This is a genomic window from Arthrobacter tecti (assembly GCF_054511355.1).
This window is the reverse complement of the sequence record NZ_JBTNCT010000023.1, coordinates 1-17297: the sequence shown is the minus strand read 5'-3', so window position 1 is coordinate 17297 and position 17297 is coordinate 1. Positions and strand designations below refer to the sequence as shown.

The following is a 17297-nucleotide window of genomic DNA, read 5'->3' as shown; positions in this document are numbered from 1 at the left end:
TCTCAGCGGGGGCACGGTTGATGGGGGTGCAGTGGATCGGCGAGGAAAATGCGTTCGTAGATGTCATAGATAGCCGCGGCCTTCCGGTCGTTGTACCGACTTGACCCATCCGCGCTCACGGCAGCTTGTTTCGCCTCGGCGTAGCGCTGGCGATCCTGCTGGTCGGATTGCAGCCATGCGGAGAACATGTTGTGGCGGCGGGGCTCGATCGCGTGCGGTCCCCAGACGTGAACGTTGGCATTCGGATCACTGAAGGTAAATTGCCGGTGCGCGTCACCTGCGACGTCGTCCCGGAAGATGAGCCGGAAGCCCACCGCCTCCAGTCGAGGGGCGTAAGTCGCTTCAGCGGTCGGGTCGGGGACGTTGAGGTCAATGTCGATGATGGGTTTAGCGACAAGTCCGGGAACGGCGGTGGATCCAACATGGCGCACTTGCAACGCTTGATCGGGGAGTGTCTTGCGAATCAGCTCTTGCAACATCGCAAACTGCGCTGTCCACAATGGCCGGTGGTCTTCCAACGGCCCCGGTTGGGTTTGCCGGTGCGCGATGCGGCCGATCTGACGTCGGGCGTTGGCGTCGCCGTCGAACGGCCGCCACAAGGGGTGTGTTCTCACATGAGCAGAGTGTTCCGTACCGATCCCTCTGACCTGCCCGAAAACGATGCCGCGAAACCGGCTACTCAACGCCACCAGTTGTCGAGGATGCTGACCGGGACGGTGCGCTTGTGGCGGGTCATCGTGTGCCGGCGTTCGATGGCGTGCGCCGCTTCCTCGGGCACGTCGCGACCCTCGAGGTAGTCGTCGATCTGCTCATAGGTGAGACCGAGTTCGTGTTCGTCGGTCTGGCCCGGATTCTCATCGAGCAGGTCCGCCGTCGGAATCTTGTTGTAGAGCCGTTCCTCGGCGCCGAGCTCCTTGAGGACCTGCCGGTTCTGGCGCTTGTTGAGGCCGAACAGCGGCAGGACGTCCGCGCCGCCATCGCCGTACTTGGTGAAGAAGCCGGTCACTGACTCGGCGCCGTGATCCGTGCCGATGACCAGGAGGTTGTGCTCACCGGCCACGGCGTACTGGGCGATCATGCGGGCGCGGGCTTTGACGTTGCCCTTGTTGAAGTCGGACATTTCGACGCCGGCCGCGCTGGCGAACTCGTTCTCGAAGCCGTCGACGGCGGGCGCGACGTTGTATACGACGGACTCGCTGGGCTGGATGAATGCGAGGGCTGCCTGCGCGTCGTCCTCGTCGTGCTGGACCTTGTAAGGAAGCCGGACGGCGACGAACCGCGCGTCCGTACCCTCTTCCTTCAGCTCGTCCACCGCGAGCTGGGCGAGCTTCCCCGCCAGCGTGGAATCGAGCCCGCCGCTGATGCCGAGAACGAAACCTCTTGTGCCGGTCGCCTGAACGTAATCCTTCAGGAAGCCAACGCGGCGGCGGATCTCCTCCTGCGGGTCAATGGTGGGGCGTACGCCCATTTCCTCGATGATTTTCGCCTGGAGTTCGCGCATGGGCTTTAGGGTACTACGCCACGGAAGGCTACTGCTTGAACGCCGAATCGAACGACGACGACGGCGGCGCGAAGTCGAATTTCTTCAGGAATGCCAGCGCCTCCGGAGCGCCCTCCAGACGGTCCATCCCGGCGTCCTCCCACTCCACGGAGATGGGGCCGTCGTAGCCAATGGCGGTCAGGGCACGGAAGCTGTCTTCCCAGGGGACGTCTCCGCGGCCCGTCGAGACGAAGTCCCAGCCGCGCCGCGGGTCGCCCCACGGCAGGTGCGAGGAGAGGATCCCGTTCCTGCCGCCACCCATTCGCATCTTCGTGTCCTTGCAGTCGACGTGGTAGATACGGTCCGCGAAGTCGGAGATGAACGCGACCGGGTCGATCTGCTGCCACAGAAAGTGGCTCGGGTCCCAGTTCAGGCCGAACGCGGGCCGGTTCCCGACGGCGTCGAGCGCCCGCCGGGTGGACCAGTAGTCGTAGGCGATCTCGGACGGGTGAACCTCGTGCGCGAACCGGACGCCGCACTCGTCGAAAACGTCGAGGATCGGGTTCCAGCGGTCCGCGAAGTCGGTGTAGCCGGCGTCGATCACATCCTGGCCCACGGGAGGGAACATCGCCACGTACTGCCAGATGGAGGAACCGGTGAACCCGACGACGGTCTTCACGCCAAGCCGCTGCGCAAGCCGTGCGGTGTGCTTCATTTCCTCCGCGGCGCGTTGCCGGACGCCCTCAGGGTTGCCGTCGCCCCACACCTTCGGGCCAACGATCGGCTGGTGCCGGAAGTCAACGGGATCATCACACACTGCCTGGCCCTTGAGGTGGTTGGAGATGGCCCAGACTTTGAGCCCGTTGCGTTCCAGGATGTCGAGGCGGTCCTGGATGTGCGCGTCGTCGTCCCAGCGCCACGCATCCAGATGATCACCGGATACCGCGATCTCCACTCCGTCGTAGCCCCACTGACCGGCGAGCTCGGCCACCTTCTCGAACGGCAGGTCGGCCCACTGGCCGGTGAAGAGCGTGAAGTTTCGTCCCATGGGTGTCTCCTTGCGGCGGCGGTTCAGGATTCGGCGGCGGTTCAGAATTCAGAGTACGACGGCGGCGCCGGACCGCGCCGCAGACGTTTCGATCGCGGCGAGGACCTTCTGGACCTCCAGGCCGTCCTCGAACGACGGCGACGGTGCGGTTCCGGTCCGGATGGCGGTGAGGAAGTCGGCCGCCTGGTTGGTGAAGGTGGAGTCCCAGCCAAGAATGTGACCGGCCGGCCACCATGCCTTGAGGTAGGGGTGTTCGGGCTCGGTGACCGGAATGGTGCGGAACCCCTGGGTTGAGGCGTGCTCGGTTGCGTCGAAGAACTGCAGCTCGTTCAGCCGCTCGAGGTTGAAAGAGAGGCTGCCGGCCGATCCGTAGACCTCAATCTCGAGCGAGTTCTTGCGCCCGGTGGCGAACCGCGAGACCTCCAGGCTGGCCACAGCACCGGAGGCAAGGTGCAGGGTGGCCCAGGCGGCGTCGTCGACTGTTACTTCTTCCGGGCCGTCCGGGCCGGTGCGGGTCTTCACGAAGGTATTCACGGTTCCGCTGAGTGAGCGGATCGGCGAACCGCACAGATACCGTATCTGATCGGTGGCGTGCGATGCGAGGTCGCCCAACGCCCCGGAACCGGCGGTCTGCTGGCGGAGGCGCCACGTCATGGGCGCGTCCGCATCGGCGAGCCAGTCCTGCAGGTAGCTCACCCGGACTTGCCGGACCTCACCCAGTCGACCGTCGGAAATGAGCTTCCTTGCCAGTGCGAGGGCAGGCACCCGGCGGTAGTTGAACCCCACCATCGACTGGACGCCACGCGCCTGTGCACGCTGGGCGGCGGCCACCATGAGTTCGGCCTCAGCAAGGGTGTTGGCAAGCGGCTTCTCCACGATCACGTGCTTGCCGGCGTCGAGTGCTGCAATGGCGATCTCAGCGTGAAGGTGGCCGGGGGTGCAGATGTCGACGATGTGGATGTCATCCCGATCGAGGACCTGCCGCCAATCGGTGAGGCTTTCCTCCCAGCCGTACTGCTCGGCCGCCTCTTTGACGTGCCCGGCGTCGCGTCCGACAAGCACTTTCTGCGCAACCTGCGGGGACGGATGGAAGGCGTTGACGTTGCGCCACGCATTCGAGTGGGCCTTGCCCATGAACGAGTAACCGAGCACCGCCACGCCGAGAGGGCCCGCCCGCACAACGTCCGGGGCAGAGGGGGCCGGCGCCGTCGTCGTCATATCTGCATCTCCTTGATGGTGCTGTTCTGCATGATGCGGAGGAAGGCCAGGCCGTCCTCCGCAAGTTGGTCCTGCGTCTCGGCCAGTGGCCGCCAGATCGAAGCGGCTGTCGCAATGCTGGCGTTGAGTGCGGTGAAACTCTCGATATTGAGCGCGCCCGTGTACCCGATGCGGTCCAGGGCGTCGAAGATGCCGTCCCAGTCGGTCTGGTCGCCGCCGGGGGCGCCGCGGTCGTTTCCGCAGACCTGCAGGTGGACCAGGTGCTCGCCGGCCGCTTCAATCGCCAGCGCCGAGGACCGCTCCTCGATACCCAGGTGGTAGGTGTCCAGGGCCAGCCCTACGCCGTGGCCCAGCAGCGGCTCAAGCGCTTCCAACGCCTGGGCTGTGGTGTTGATGAGGGAGGTCTCGTACCGGTTGAGCGGTTCAATACCCAGTACGACGCCGGCGCCCAGCGCTTCCGCGGCGAGGGGAGCCAGGTTGCGGCGTAGTTCGGCGTAGGCTTCCTGCCGTTCGGTTTCGCTCATCCGCCACACCCGGCCGGTGGAGGAGTAGAACGGACCGCAGACGGCGAGAGCACCGACGTCGTGCGCCAACTCGATGCAGGCGCTCAGATAACGCTGCGTCTCCGCGATGGTCGCAGGGTCTGCTCGCACCAGATCACGACCTGGAGCCATGGCCCCGACCACATAGGGCTTCAACCCGGTATAGGTCAGGACATCCCGAACTGTTGCCGCTGAAAAGTCCCCGATGTTCTCCAGGGGCAGCTCGACGGCGTCGAAACCCAGGTCCGCGATCCGCCGGAGCAGGTCCGGCAGGTTTGCGTCCGTGAGTGGGGATGCCCAGACCCAGGTGTTGACGCCGATCGAGCGATGCATGCTGTTTGTTCCTTTGAGTGAGGCGTGCTCATCGAGTCAGTAGAAATAACTGGGTTTTCGCCCGAATGCGCGTTATTTCTACTGACTCGATGGCTTGTGTGCGGTTGGATCGGTTACGGGATGATGCGTTCCTGCCAGACGTCCGGGTAACCCGGGAGGTCTTCGCCGCCGAACTTGGCGTAGTGGCCGTCGGGCATACCCTCGTTCGCTGCGAGGAAATCAGCACGCTGGTCCTCGGTGATCGGCTCCTGCGGCAGGACCCACTCAGCCGGAATCTCCTCCCCGGCGAAGATCTTCTCGAGCGCCAGCAGCGGGGTGCGCCACTGGAAGTTCGAGTAGACCGGAGCCAGTCCGTTCAGGCCCGTCTCTTCCCACTTGCGCAGGAAGCTCATCTCGTCCTCACCTGTCATGACCGGGTAGTCCACACCGGCGTCCTCGAACGCCTCGATTGCTGCAACTGCGCCGTCGCCCGCGTCCATCCACACACCGTGGACGTCGCCGGTGGCAAGCTCATCGGAGATGATCTTCTTGATTTCGGTGGGGTCGGCGCCGGTGAAGTAATCCACCGCTTCGATTCCGTTCTCCTCGAAGATCTTCTCGGCCGCTGCCCAGCGCTGCTCGAGGACGTCCACGCCGGGAAGAATTCTCAGGGCTACAACCTTGTTGCCTTCTTCCAGGTTCTCCACCAGGAAGTTCGCGCTGTCGATGCCCCAGGCGAAGCCGCCGATCGGGTGGATGAACGTGGTGGCGCAATCAGTGTCCACACCGCGGTCGAAGACGACAACGGGCTTCCCGGTTTCACACGCACGCTCAACCGCGGGAGTCATGGCCGCCGTCGAGTTAGGCGAGATGACGAAGGCATCGCAGTTGCCTTCAGCGATGAAGTAGTCGATGTCAGCGATCTGCGTGTTGTCGTCATCTTGCGCGTCGCGGGTCTCCATTTCGGAGATGACGCCGGACTCCTGCAGCACCTTGAGCTGTTCATTCATGGTGATCCAGCCGGTCTGGCGCCACGGGTTCGAGATGGAGGCGTTGGCGAAGCAGACCTTCTGCGGACCGTCCACGGCGAACTCCGAAGTATCGGTCATCTCGCCATCGATGTACTGCAGCCACGGTGTTTCCGCGTCGCCCTCGAAGGTTGCCGAGCGCTGCTCGAACTGCTCGTCGTAGACCTCCTGGACGAACCACTCGTCGCTGCTTTCTCCCGCCGGCGTGGCTGCGCCGTCTCCACCGGCGTCCGCGGACGGCGGATTCTCGATGGATGAATCGGTGGTGCAGGCGGTCAGGGCGAGCAGCGCTGTTGCTGCCACCACGGTGACCTTCATTGGGATGCTTCGACGCATCATTTTCCTCCCTCATTGGTGCCCACGGCGGGCTTTGGTGCATCTGTTTCTGCTAGCTGGTGTTGCGGTTCATGGGTGGTTTTGCTCCGACCGCGCCTGCGGCGCTGCCAGGTCTGCGCTCCCGCGGCTACGGCGAGAATGATGATCAGGCCCTGCACCGTGTCCCGCCAGGTTGACTGGACGCCGACGAAGTTCAGCAGGGTGAAGAGCATTTCCAGGGCAAATGCGCCGGCTGCTGCTGACAGGACCCAGCCGCGACCGCCACCGAGTAATACGCCGCCCAGTACGACGGCGGTGATCGCCGTGAACTCGTAGCCGCGCCCAACCGACGGGTGAACACCGGCGTAGCCCACCAGGATCACACCGGCCACCGTCGCTGCGAGTGAGGAGAGCATGAACGCGCGTGTCCGCACCCACCAGACGGGTGCGCCGGTCAGCGCGGCCGCTTCGGCGTTATCGCCGACCGCAATGAGGGTGCGTCCGTACGGGCGGCGCATGAGCCAGAAGGCGCCGGCTCCCAGTACCACCAGGATGATGACGGGGTAGGGAAGGACCTCCAGCACTGGAATGCCCTCGATGCCGCCGCGACCGATCTGCCGGAAGCTGTCGGCAGGGTTGCCGGTTGCCGCTCCGCCGGTCCAATAGAGCACCAGGCCGAGGAGGGCGAGCATCATGCCGAGCGTGACGATGAAGCTCGGCACCTTCAGGAGGGTGGTGAGCAACCCGTTCACGAGGCCGACGAATGCGCCGAAGACCAGCATGAGGAGCAGCACCGGGATGGCCAGACTGTCATTCTCGCCGATCAGGTTGCCGGCGATGATCACCTGCGCGGTCACCAGCGAGCCCATCGAGAGATCGAATTCGCCGCAGACAATCACGAAGTACTGTCCGATCGCCGCGATCGCGATCGGGGCGGTGCGTCCGATGAAGCGGATCAGCGATCCGGGCTCCCCGAAGGACGGGTTGACCGCGATGACGGCGATCAGCAGGACAACGAGCAGGACGAAGACGGCGCCGCTCGGCGTCCGCAACGCACGGAGAATTCGCTCCCCTCGCGTTGACCGGTTCTGCTCAAGGGCCTTGTTTCGGGATGTGGTTGCGGTGCTCATGCGGCAACCTCCTGCCTGGCGGCGCTCTTGGACTCAGGGCGCGGGGTGCTGGGGAATCTGTCAGTCCTGCTGGAGGATTTCCGGCGGGCGTAGATGGCAACCGCTGCGACGATCACGATGCCGCGGACCACGTCCTTGAGGAACGGGTTGATCTGCATGACACTCATAATGTTGTCGATCATCGCGAAGATCAGTACGCCGCCGAGGGTTCCCACCAGGGATCCCTTGCCGCCGGCGAGCAGGGTTCCGCCGAGTACGACGGCGGCGATGGAGAGCAGATCATAGCCGCCCTGGCTGCCGATGGTCGGGCTGCCGACACCGAGCCGCGACGCGAGGAGCAAACCGGCGAGGCCGGCCATGACCGAACAGATGACGTGAGCTGCGATGATCGGGGTGCGGGTCTGGATACCGGACATGCGGGCTACAGACATGTCGCCGCCAACAGCGTAGATGTGGTGTCCCAGTCGGGTCCGGGTGAGCATGAGCAGCACGACGGCGGCGCACACCAGCATGATGAGCGTGGAGATGGGCACGGGCCCGATCCCGGTGGCACCGATCAGCCGGAACTCGATGGGAGCCTGTCCGGAGCTGCCCTTGTAGTTGGTTGCGAGGTAGCCGCTGACTATCAGTCCCACACCGAGCGTGGCAATGAAGCCGTGCACCTTCAGCCCGGAAACAATCAGCCCATTGACCAGCCCAATAGCCGCCGCGACGAGCAACGCCAGGAGTACGCCCGGCAGAATGTTTGCCGCCTGGTTGGCCATGATCCCTGCGGAGACCAGGCTGCTCAGGCTGACCACATAGGGCACCGAAAGGTCGAGGCTTCCCACGAGAATCACCAGTGTCTGGCCGATGGCGATGAACCCCAGCACGCTGGTGCCCGTGAGAATGGCGGAGATATTGCCGGTGCTGAAGAAGCTGCGTCCGGCGGCACCCACCAGGATGGCGCCGGCGATGATAGTCACGAGTACCACTGCGTAGACGACGTGCGTTGAGGTCAGACGCTTCATGAGAGGGCCTCCGTCCGGGCCCCGGTTGCGAGTTGCAGGACCTGTTCCTCGCTGCTCTGGGGGAAAACTTCGCCGGCAACACGGCCGTCGCGCATGACGACGACGCGGTCCGACATCCCGAGCACCTCGGGAAGTTCACTCGAAACCATCAGAATGGCCTTTCCTTCCGCTGCGAGGGAACGCATCAGGTTGTAGACGGCTACCTTGGCGCCGACGTCGATGCCGCGGGTTGGCTCATCCAGCAGGACAACCTGCGGGTCGATCGCGAGCCATTTGGCCAGGACGACCTTTTGCTGGTTGCCGCCGGAGAGGTACTGGACTTCCTGGTCGAGGTCGCGCGCAACCACTTCCAGGGAGGAGAAGACTCCGGGGACGCCGGATTTAGCGGTTGACGTACGGCCCGGGAAAACTGACCGGATTACCCCGAGCGCGTTGTCCAGGATCGACTGGTTGAGGCTCAGTCCCTGGGATTTCCTGTCCTCGGTGATGAGAGCGACGCGGCGGCGGATGGCCTGCCGCGGACTGGAGACTTCATACGGCGAACCGTCCAGCTCCATACGTCCGCGGGTGAAGGGTTGGGCGCCGAAGATCGCTTCCACGAGTTCAGTGCGTCCAGAGCCCTGCAGTCCCGCAACGCCGATAATCTCACCGGCATGAAGCGAAAGGTCGATGGAATCAAGCTGGTGGTTGCCGCCGTCGTCGATTGTGAGTAATGCCTTCCCACGCTCCGTGCCCGGCAGCTTCTCCGGGAAGAACGCCGAGATGGGGCGGCCCACCATCATGCGCACCAGTGCGGCGTCATCCATGCTCGACGCCGGTTGGGTACCCACAATCTCGCCGTCCTTAAGGACCGTGATGGTGTCACACAGATCGAAGATCTCCTTCAACCGGTGCGAGACATACAGGATGGCGGTACCGCGCTCTTTCAGGCGGCGGATGATCGCGTACAGCAGATCGACTTCCGGGCCGGCGAGTGCTGCCGTCGGCTCATCCATGGAGATGATCCGCGCGTCATAGCTGACCGCCTTCGCGATCTCCACGATCTGCTGCTGGGCCACGGAGAGGGAGCGCACTTCGGCCGAGGGGTCAATGCTGGTGATTCCCAGCTGTGCCAGCAGTTGTGCGGTGTTGGACTGCATTGCCTTGCGATCCACAAGCGGGCCCCTGCGAGGTTCCCGACCGAGGTAGATGTTCTCGGCGACGGTGCGGTCAGGGAGGAGATTGAACTCCTGGAAGACGGTTGAAAGACCGGCCTTCTGCGCCTGTGTGGGGTGGTGGAAATCCACCTCTTCGCCGTTGATCTCAATGGTTCCGGCGTCCCGCTGGTAGACGCCGGCGAGCAGTTTCATCAGCGTTGACTTACCGGCGCCGTTCTCCCCGACCAGACCGTGCACCTCGCCGGCGTGCAATTCCAGATGCGCGTCCTTGAGAACCTGCACACCGAAGAACGCTTTGGTGAGCCCGGTGACTCTGAGAACAGGTTGGTTGACTTCTTTATCCACGCTCTCACTGTGACACAGATCGCAAACTTTTGTCGACCTTCAGTCAAAAGTATTCTGCTCGATATCAAATAGTTACACACATGGCGAACGGAAGTGCTGCGTGATTTACTGAAAGGGTGGCCAAATCAGTGATGGAATCGATAGTCCAGCGGGCCTCCGGAGTGCCCGCGCCAGGCGCCAGCGAGGTGTTTCAGCTTCTGCGCGACGGTCAACCCCGCACGCGCGCCGAACTGGCGTTGCTGACAGGACTGGCGCGCTCCACAGTTACCTCGCGTGTGGACTGGCTGATGCGGACGGGGCTCATCGCGCCCTATGGGGGTGCTGCGTCGACCGGCGGACGGCCGCCGTCGTTGTTCGCCCTCAACCCCGGTGCGCGGGTGGTGATCGGTGCCGACATCGGTGCTACCCACGCCGTCGTTGTCCTGACGGATCTCTCAGGGCAGGAAATCGAGAGCGAGCGCGCCGAGATCAACGTCTCCGATGGGCCGGAGGCGGTTCTCGGCTGGCTGGGCCAGGCCATCGGCTCGCTCCTGAAAAAGGGCAAGCGGGACGTGGGCGAGTTGGCTGCAATCGGCATCGGGTTGCCGGGTCCGGTTGAACACGAGACCGGAATGCCCATCAATCCGCCGATCATGCCCGGCTGGGACCGCTTCGACGTGCCGCATTTCGTGCAACGCAGCTTCGCAGTACCGGTGCTCGTCGACAATGACGTGAACATCATGGCACTGGGTGAACAGACCGGCAGCTGGGCAGAGGTTGCTGACCTCATGTTCATCAAAGTGGCCACCGGCATTGGCGCCGGCATCATCTCCGGCGGGAAGCTGCAGCGTGGTGCGCAGGGCACGGCGGGCGACCTTGGGCACGTGCGCGTTCCACGCGGCGGCGAGGTATTGTGCCGGTGCGGGAACACCGGTTGCCTGGAAGCACTTGCGGGCGGGCCGGCCCTCGCAGCGGCGTTGAACGAGCTGACCGGCGGCTCGCTGGTGACAAGCCGCGATGTGATCGAGCTGGTTCGCTCCGGCGACGCGACTGCGATCCAGGTCATCCGGCAGGCAGGCAGGGATATCGGAGATGTGCTGGCTACCTGCGTGAACCTCATCAACCCGTCCGTCGTGGTGATCGGGGGTTCGCTGGCGCAGGCCGGTGAGCATCTGCTGGCCGGCATCCGGGAGGTGGTGTACCGGCGGTCGCTGCCGCTGGCTACCGAGCACCTGCGGATTGTGCCGTCGGTTGCCGGTGAGCGAGCGGGTGTAATGGGTGCGGCGTCGATGGCGATCTCGCACGTGCTCTCGCCCGAGGCGATCGAAGCGGCGAGCCTGCAGACGGGGTAGCCGGGGACGGCAAGCGGCGGCGCGTCTCGTCGTCGTCGTTCCTTTGTTCGCGGCTTTGCGGTGCGGGAAGGGGTGTCGGAGCCCAACACGCCGGGAAAATGGCGGCTCCCCAACTCAAACCCGCGAGGGTTGGAACGGCCCGGACTTTCGGTTCAGCGGACAACCCGCCCGGAGAGCACAGTCCACACCTGCTCCAGGACGTCATCGCGGCGGAACATGACGTCGCCATAACCGAAGCGGAGGTACAGGTAGCCCCGCGCGATCAGTTCGTTGTTCCTCCGGCGGTCCCGGTTGCGCGCCTCCCGGGTCGAATGGAATTCATCGCCGTCCACCTCAACCACAAGGAAACCCTCCAGTACGAAGTCCACCCGCCCCACGCCGTCGATGCGCACTTGGGTCTCCACAAAGTAGCCCGCACCTCGGAACATGACCCGCGCCACCACTTCAATGGCCGATTCTGCGCATCCGCTGACCAGCTCAAGCGCGGCACGTGCCTGCCCGTTCCGGTTTCCCTGCAACCTGTCGAGGAGGAAGGCGCGAACGGTGTCGCCGCGGCGCAGTGAACTCTCCACCACAACTGCCGCCTCCACCGGCGGTAGGCAGTGAAGAGCGTGAATCAGAACATCCACGAGCCCCACGACCGGCAGGCGTGAGTGCACCGGAACACTCCGCCGTCGGTGGTGGTTGAGGTGGGGAGCACATCTGCCGCCCGGACAGGCGAGGTGATGAGCGGTGGGTTCGTGCAGGAGCCAGAGACCGTAGTGTCGGGCGGCAGACGCGCAGGTGACCAGCGAATTGGTAGTGAGCGCGGCGACGAATTCCGGCGGGGCATCGGGTAGCGCGAAGATGCCGCGCTGTACCTGCTGTATCTCACCCGTTTGAACGGCAGCGGCGAGCGTCCTCCTGGTCAGGCCTCGTTCGAGCAGTTGGGCTGTCCGGGCAACAGAACCGGCACTACGCAGCAGAGCGACTGGATCCATCACCCTAGTCCAGTCGATTCGCATCCGGCGCTTGGCCGTAGGTCCGGAATCTGTGGACAACTGGGTACTATCAACCCTTTGTGGAGGATGAGTCGCTGCAAAATGGGTTCCGCTTGTGCCGCAAATTCCGCTCCCCGCCGGTTGGGGTATGCCAATCGCGCGGCTTTGGAGTCAACAGGAGCGAGTCGGACGGCGACATGCCGTCACATCACGGCATCCGGGACGCAAAGCCGCGACATCTGGAACAGGGCGCGCACGCCGCGAGCCAGGATGTCCGGACAGTCACGCCCCGGACCGTCACACCTCGCAACCAAGCCACCACTAAACTGGTTCGCATGACCGACATTGCCGCTGCCCGCGCCCGCCTGAAAGAACTCATCCTGGAACTGGCGGTGGTGCGGGGGAGGGTCACTCTCTCCAGCGGCAAGGAAGCGGACTACTACATCGACCTCCGGCGCGTCACCCTGCACCATGAGGCTTCCGCACTGGTGGGCCAGGTGATGCTTGCAATGCTCGACGACGCCGGCATCAGCTTCCAGAGCGCAGGCGGGCTCACAATGGGCGCGGATCCGGTGGGCACCGCCGTCATGCATGCGGCAGGCCGCGACAACAGGAACATCGACGCCTTCGTGGTCCGCAAGGCACAAAAGACCTACGGCATGGGCCGGCAGGTGGAGGGCCCGGAGGTGGCGGGACGCAACGTCGTCGTACTCGAAGACACCTCCACCACGGGCGGATCCGCGCTAACGGCGGTGGAGGGTGTCCGAAAGGCCGGTGCCAACGTCCAGGCTGTGGCTGTGATCGTGGATCGCGATACGGGTTCGAAGGAGCGCATCGAGGCCGAAGCGGGTGTGCCGTACCTGTTCGCGTTCGGCAAGGACGAGCTCGGCCTGGAGTAATGACCAACGATCCGAAGCGGCTGCTCAACTACGCGCATGGGCTGAAGGGGATGTCGCGCCGGCGGTTCCTCACGGGCTCTGCCCTGGGGTTGGCGCTCGCGACGGATCTCTATGTCACGCGGCAGATCCAGGAAGCCCGCGAGGAATTCACCATCATCCCGGTCGAGGATGAGTACGCCGCCGCCAACTTCCCTCACGCCCGCTGGTTCCTCTTCCCCGGTTACAAGACCAGCTGGGAGGAGGGCGTCTGGATCATGAACTCGCTGCGGCCGGTGCTGAGCCGGCGCGGCGGAATGTCTGTAATGGGGTATTCGAACCGGGGCCTCGACATCGCGAGCATCGTTGGCTCGCTACGCCGGTACATCCGCACCCAACAGATCACCACACTGTATTTCTATGGCCACAGCTTCGGTGGGATGGTGGCTGTGGAGGTGGCGTCCCGGCTGCGCGAAGTGGGGGTGGACGTGCGGTTCGTCCTCCTCGACTCAAGTCCTCACGATCGCTTCGACGTGGTGGACCAGGCCATGTTCGACGGCGTTGTCTACCTTTATGAGGCCGGTTACCGTGTGCCGTCGGTACTGCGGGGCACGTATGAACTCGCAGAGCGCATTGTCAACAAGGACGAGCGGACCTGGTCCCAAATTGTCGACCAGACCCTCGCGCAGCTCTCGCCGCTGGCGCCGTCGAGCGTGCTGATCCAGTCGCAGGCATCCTATATCTTCCACTTCAACGTGGCCCGGTTCAATCTCGGTAATACGGAGCTCGCGTTCATCGGAAACCCGAATGACGGCACCGTCGACTATTCAATGGCGCGCCCCGGATGGGCCGGTGCCTTTCCGGAGAACATGGTCTCCGCGGACCTGATCACCGAAGGCGCCCTGCCTCCGCACGCCAGCCCCCAGTGGAACCCGCGCATTTACCAGGAGGTTGTGCGGGAGCTGCAGCGGGAATTCCTGCCCCTTCCCGTTGGGGGTTCAAGAAAGAGCTACTTCTAACGGCGGTCGAAGCTGCCTAGAGTGTTCAGCATGGTTGACGAGGAACGTCCGGGCGCCGAAGGTTGGGTGCCTGACAGCAAGTCCCTGACGGCACTGGCTGACGCGGCGCCGGAGTGCCGCGGATGCGAACTCTATGCGGATGCAACCCAGGTGGTGTTCTCCGCCGGTCCGAAAAGCGCGCGCCTCATGCTCGTTGGCGAGCAGCCCGGCGACCAGGAGGACCAGCGCGGCCGTCCCTTCGTGGGCCCCGCCGGACGCCTGCTCGCCGAAGCATTGACCGCCGCCTCCATTGAGACGAAGTCGGTCTACCTCACCAACGCCGTGAAGCACTTCCGGTTCGAACGCCGCGGGAAGGCCCGGATCCACAAGACACCCGACGTGGGGCACATCACCGCCTGCCGGCCCTGGTTGGAGGCTGAGTTGCAGGCGGTGCGTCCCGCCGTCGTCGTCTGCCTGGGCGCGACGGCAGGGCGGGCTGTCCTGGGCCGACCGGTGCGGGTGGGCGCCGAACGCGGGAAGCTCATGCCGGACCCGGCCGAGCTGGCAGCGAAAGGAGTGCTCCTGACCACGCATCCCTCGGCGCTGCTGCGGCTTCGCGACGCAGCCGACCGCGAGCCGGCGTTTGCACAGCTCGTTGCGGACCTCGAAGTAGCGCGCGACGCCGCGAAGGGTTAGGTGCGCAAGCCGGAGCGCAGCGCGGAGAGGTGTTCCTCGCTCATTCCCACACCCAGCAGGTAGTCCTCGATCGAACCGAAATCCCGCCGCACGCCGCCCAGGAACGTCGCCATCGCCTCGCCCGGCGCGGTCATGATGACCGGCAGGTCCTTCGGCACGTCATGCGCAGGAAGCTGACCCGCCCACAGCTCAGCCAGCGCGGGCAGGATCTGCGGCAGGGCGCCGGTGGTGTGGGCGTAGTCCTCAATGATCAATTCATCCTCGACGCCGGCCACAAGCAGTACGACGGCGGTGATCACCCCGGTACGGTCCTTGCCGGCGGCGCAGTGCACGAGGGTTGTCCGGCCGTCGATGATGGGCTGCAGCGCGTTGAGAATGGCGTCCGACCGGGCGGAAAGCCAGCTGAGGTAGAAGTTGCCTAAATCCTCCGCCGTCTGAAGCGACATGGTGGCCACGGGGTCGGCATCGTCCAGCGGCGCGGCGATCACGTCGATCCCGGCATCGTGAGCTACCTGCCAGGGCACCATGCCCGCTTCGCGTTCGCTCCGTAGGTCTACGATCGTCTCGATGCCCTGCTGACCGAGGAAGTCCATGGTGGCTTCGGCGTCCCATCCGAAGGGCTGGCTGGACCGGTAGACCTTGCCACGGGCCGGCGCGTGAGGGCTGGCGGCGGTAACTTCCGCGATGTCCCGCAGGTTCAAAATGCCGGCCATCAGACTTGCTCAATCAGGTCTTGGACCGAATCGACGATCTGCGCGGGCCGGAAGGGGTAGGCATTCACATCTGCCCGCTGGGTGATCCCGGTGAGGACCAGGACCGTGTGCAGTCCGGCCTCCATGCCGGCGATGATGTCGGTGTCCATGCGGTCGCCCACCATGGCGGTGGTCTCCGAGTGCGCGTCAATCTGGTTCATCGCGGAACGGAACATCATGGGGTTCGGCTTGCCCACCACGTACGGTTCCCGGTTGGTTGCCGCAGTGATGAGCGCCGCGATGGACCCGGTCGCCGGAAGCGGCCCTTCCTTGGAGGGACCCGTCACATCGGGGTTGGTGGCGATGAAGCGTGCGCCGTCCAGGATCAGGCGGATGGCCTTGGTGATGGCTTCGAAGGAGTACGTGCGGGTTTCGCCGAGGACCACGTAGTCGGGCTTCTGGTCGGTGAGGACAAAACCGGCTTCATGGAGCGCCGTCGTCAGTCCGGCCTCGCCGATGACGTACGCACGGCCCCCGGGCATCTGGTCGCGGAGGAACTGCGCGGTGGCCAGCGCGGAGGTCCACAGGTTCTCCTCGGGCACTTCCAGTCCCGATGCCTTCAAACGCGCGGCGAGGTCCCGGGGCGTGAAGATGGAGTTGTTGGTGAGCACGAGGAATCGCCTCGAGGTGGCAACCCAGCGGTCGATCAGCTCGGCAGCTCCGGGAATCGCCTGGTTCTCGTGCACCAGAACGCCGTCCATATCCGTCAACCAGCACTCGATGTGTTCGTTCTCGCGCATACGCTTCTTTCTGAAGATCAGGTGGAAATCCAAGGCAAGTCTTTCACCTTAGGCTTGGGGGGTGAAAGAAGCGGTGGAAAACGCTCCGGGAACCGTGGGAGTGGGCCCGTGGAAGGGCGAGTGGCCAACGGGCCTGCACTGGGACCCGGAACTTCTCGCCAACGGTGACACCCGCAACGTTGTGGACGAGTACCGCTACTGGACGCACGAGGCCATCGTTGCTGACCTCGACTCCAAGCGCCATGAATTCCATGTGGCCATCGAGAACTGGCAACACGACCTCAACATCGGCTCAGTAGTGCGCACGGCCAACGCCTTCCTCGCCCGTGAGGTCCACATCATCGGACGACGGCGGTGGAACCGGCGGGGCGCGATGGTAACCGACCGCTACCAGCACGTGCGGCACCATGCCACGGTCGAGGAATTCGTTGCGTGGGCCGAAGGGGAGGGCCTCGCCGTCGTCGGAATCGACAACTTTCCCGATTCCGTGCCGCTTGAAACCTACGAGCTGCCGCGGAAGTGCGTACTCGTCTTCGGCCAGGAGGGGCCGGGCCTTACGCCGGAGGTCCATGCAGCGGCCGATGCCACCCTGTCCATCGCCCAGTTCGGGTCCACGCGCTCCATCAACGCGTCAGCGGCAGCGGCGATTGCAATGCACGGCTGGATTCGCCGCCACGTGTTCAACCAACCGGCGGTTCGTTAGCGTCCTGTTCCGGCTGGTGGGTATCGATCCTGTCCACGGCCTCGCGCATGCTGGACAGAAAGCCGACGACGACGGCGGCCTCCTCCTCCGAGAGGGAATCCGCGACATCCTTCATGCGCTTGTGCATTTCGCCGAGTGTTGCGCGCAACTCACAGTCCGAGTTGGGCGTTGCCTCCAGAATGAGCGCCCGCCTGTCCTTCGGATGCGGCTTTCGGACCACATGCCCGGTTTTCGCGAGGCGGTCAATCAAGGTGGTGGTCGAGGCGGAGGAGATCCCCAACCGGATGGAGAGCTCCTTGGGGCTTACCTGGCGACCGGTTTTTTGCGCTTCCAGCAGGTACCGCAACGCCAAGAGATCAGTCTCTCCCATGCCCATGGAAGAGCGGGTTCTGCGACGCATGGCTGCTTCAGCCGCACGGTAGTCGCGCAGGGCGTTCAGCACGCCCACCGCTCCGACGCCGCCCTCGTACCAGTACCCCGAGGCGTGGTTCAAAGGCGGGGGCGCCGAGATGCTCATGCGCGCAACTCTAGCGCTCCTTGGGGGTTGAAACTTTGAGACTGGTCTTGAGTTTTCAGGCGGCCTTTGGCAGGCGGGCGTTGTCGATGTAGCCGCGGATGTGATGGTCGATGGTGTTCA

At 64.4% G+C, this 17297-nt stretch carries 18 protein-coding genes; 5 read left to right on the top strand and 13 right to left on the bottom strand.

All coding sequences use genetic code 11. The features are described from left to right. Positions 1-2: 2 nt before the first annotated feature. From ACX80C_RS17640 to ACX80C_RS17600, 9 genes are all read right to left on the bottom strand, one after another. Positions 3-689 carry a GrpB family protein gene (locus tag ACX80C_RS17640; RefSeq protein ID WP_459327764.1) on the bottom strand — a complete coding sequence of 229 codons (687 nt, stop codon included), beginning with the start codon at positions 687-689 and terminating at the stop codon, positions 3-5. Continuing rightward, a complete protein-coding gene (nadE, locus tag ACX80C_RS17635; RefSeq protein ID WP_459327763.1) occupies positions 680-1501 on the bottom strand; it encodes an ammonia-dependent NAD(+) synthetase in 822 nt (273 codons plus the stop codon). The genes ACX80C_RS17640 and nadE overlap by 10 nt, the downstream gene beginning before the upstream one ends. Before the next feature lie 28 nt (positions 1502-1529). After that, positions 1530-2528, bottom strand: a complete 999-nt coding sequence (locus ACX80C_RS17630; RefSeq protein WP_459327762.1) for a sugar phosphate isomerase/epimerase family protein — start codon at positions 2526-2528, stop codon at positions 1530-1532. 48 nt (positions 2529-2576) lie between these two features. Further along, positions 2577-3746, bottom strand: coding sequence for a Gfo/Idh/MocA family protein (locus ACX80C_RS17625; RefSeq protein ID WP_459327761.1), 1170 nt, complete (start codon positions 3744-3746; stop codon positions 2577-2579). Then, the gene (locus tag ACX80C_RS17620) at positions 3743-4621 is read right to left on the bottom strand and encodes a sugar phosphate isomerase/epimerase family protein (RefSeq protein WP_459327760.1); all 879 of its coding nucleotides are present in this window, start codon (positions 4619-4621) and stop codon (positions 3743-3745) included. Before ACX80C_RS17620 ends, ACX80C_RS17625 begins: the two co-directional genes overlap by 4 nt. A gap of 113 nt (positions 4622-4734) precedes the next feature. Further along, on the bottom strand, positions 4735-5964 hold the full coding sequence (locus tag ACX80C_RS17615; protein ID WP_459327802.1) for a substrate-binding domain-containing protein: 1230 nt from the start codon (positions 5962-5964) through the stop codon (positions 4735-4737). Further along, complete coding sequence (locus tag ACX80C_RS17610; RefSeq protein ID WP_459327759.1) at positions 5964-7073, bottom strand: ABC transporter permease; 1110 nt, start codon at positions 7071-7073, stop codon at positions 5964-5966. Before ACX80C_RS17610 ends, ACX80C_RS17615 begins: the two co-directional genes overlap by 1 nt. Further along, a complete protein-coding gene (locus ACX80C_RS17605) occupies positions 7070-8083 on the bottom strand; it encodes an ABC transporter permease (protein ID WP_459327758.1) in 1014 nt (337 codons plus the stop codon). Before ACX80C_RS17605 ends, ACX80C_RS17610 begins: the two co-directional genes overlap by 4 nt. Continuing rightward, positions 8080-9585: a sugar ABC transporter ATP-binding protein gene (locus ACX80C_RS17600; RefSeq protein ID WP_459327757.1), complete on the bottom strand. Its 1506-nt coding sequence runs from the start codon at positions 9583-9585 to the stop codon at positions 8080-8082. Before ACX80C_RS17600 ends, ACX80C_RS17605 begins: the two co-directional genes overlap by 4 nt. A gap of 131 nt (positions 9586-9716) precedes the next feature. On the opposite strand from ACX80C_RS17600, the gene ACX80C_RS17595 reads away from it, so the two are divergent. Continuing rightward, positions 9717-10916, top strand: coding sequence for an ROK family transcriptional regulator (locus ACX80C_RS17595; protein ID WP_459327801.1), 1200 nt, complete (start codon positions 9717-9719; stop codon positions 10914-10916). A gap of 152 nt (positions 10917-11068) precedes the next feature. Here the strand turns inward: ACX80C_RS17595 and ACX80C_RS17590 are convergent, their stop codons facing one another. Then, entirely contained in the window at positions 11069-11896 is an 828-nt protein-coding gene (locus tag ACX80C_RS17590) for a type IV toxin-antitoxin system AbiEi family antitoxin domain-containing protein (RefSeq protein ID WP_459327756.1), read from the bottom strand. A gap of 335 nt (positions 11897-12231) precedes the next feature. Between ACX80C_RS17590 and pyrE the strand changes: the two genes are divergently transcribed. Genes pyrE through ACX80C_RS17575 form a run of 3 tightly spaced genes read left to right on the top strand, consistent with a single transcriptional unit; the run spans position 12232 to position 14465 of the window. Next, positions 12232-12795, top strand: coding sequence for an orotate phosphoribosyltransferase (pyrE, locus tag ACX80C_RS17585; RefSeq protein ID WP_459327755.1), 564 nt, complete (start codon positions 12232-12234; stop codon positions 12793-12795). Continuing rightward, the gene (locus ACX80C_RS17580) at positions 12795-13790 is read left to right on the top strand and encodes a thioesterase domain-containing protein (protein WP_459327754.1); all 996 of its coding nucleotides are present in this window, start codon (positions 12795-12797) and stop codon (positions 13788-13790) included. The genes pyrE and ACX80C_RS17580 overlap by 1 nt, the downstream gene beginning before the upstream one ends. A gap of 30 nt (positions 13791-13820) precedes the next feature. Beyond that, a complete protein-coding gene (locus ACX80C_RS17575) occupies positions 13821-14465 on the top strand; it encodes a UdgX family uracil-DNA binding protein (RefSeq protein ID WP_459327753.1) in 645 nt (214 codons plus the stop codon). Here the strand turns inward: ACX80C_RS17575 and ACX80C_RS17570 are convergent. Both ACX80C_RS17570 and ACX80C_RS17565 read right to left on the bottom strand, forming a co-directional pair. Next, positions 14462-15178 (bottom strand): tyrosine-protein phosphatase, encoded by a 717-nt coding sequence (locus tag ACX80C_RS17570; protein ID WP_459327752.1) that lies wholly within the window; start codon positions 15176-15178, stop codon positions 14462-14464. The genes ACX80C_RS17575 and ACX80C_RS17570 overlap by 4 nt on opposite strands. Next, complete coding sequence (locus tag ACX80C_RS17565; RefSeq protein WP_459327751.1) at positions 15178-15957, bottom strand: HAD-IIA family hydrolase; 780 nt, start codon at positions 15955-15957, stop codon at positions 15178-15180. Before ACX80C_RS17565 ends, ACX80C_RS17570 begins: the two co-directional genes overlap by 1 nt. 61 nt (positions 15958-16018) lie before the next feature. On the opposite strand from ACX80C_RS17565, the gene ACX80C_RS17560 reads away from it, so the two are divergent. Beyond that, positions 16019-16660 carry a TrmH family RNA methyltransferase gene (locus ACX80C_RS17560; RefSeq protein ID WP_459327750.1) on the top strand — a complete coding sequence of 214 codons (642 nt, stop codon included), beginning with the start codon at positions 16019-16021 and terminating at the stop codon, positions 16658-16660. On the opposite strand, the gene ACX80C_RS17555 is transcribed toward ACX80C_RS17560, so the two are convergent. Then, complete coding sequence (locus ACX80C_RS17555; protein ID WP_459327749.1) at positions 16638-17177, bottom strand: MarR family winged helix-turn-helix transcriptional regulator; 540 nt, start codon at positions 17175-17177, stop codon at positions 16638-16640. The genes ACX80C_RS17560 and ACX80C_RS17555 overlap by 23 nt on opposite strands. Positions 17178-17297: the final 120 nt, after the last annotated feature.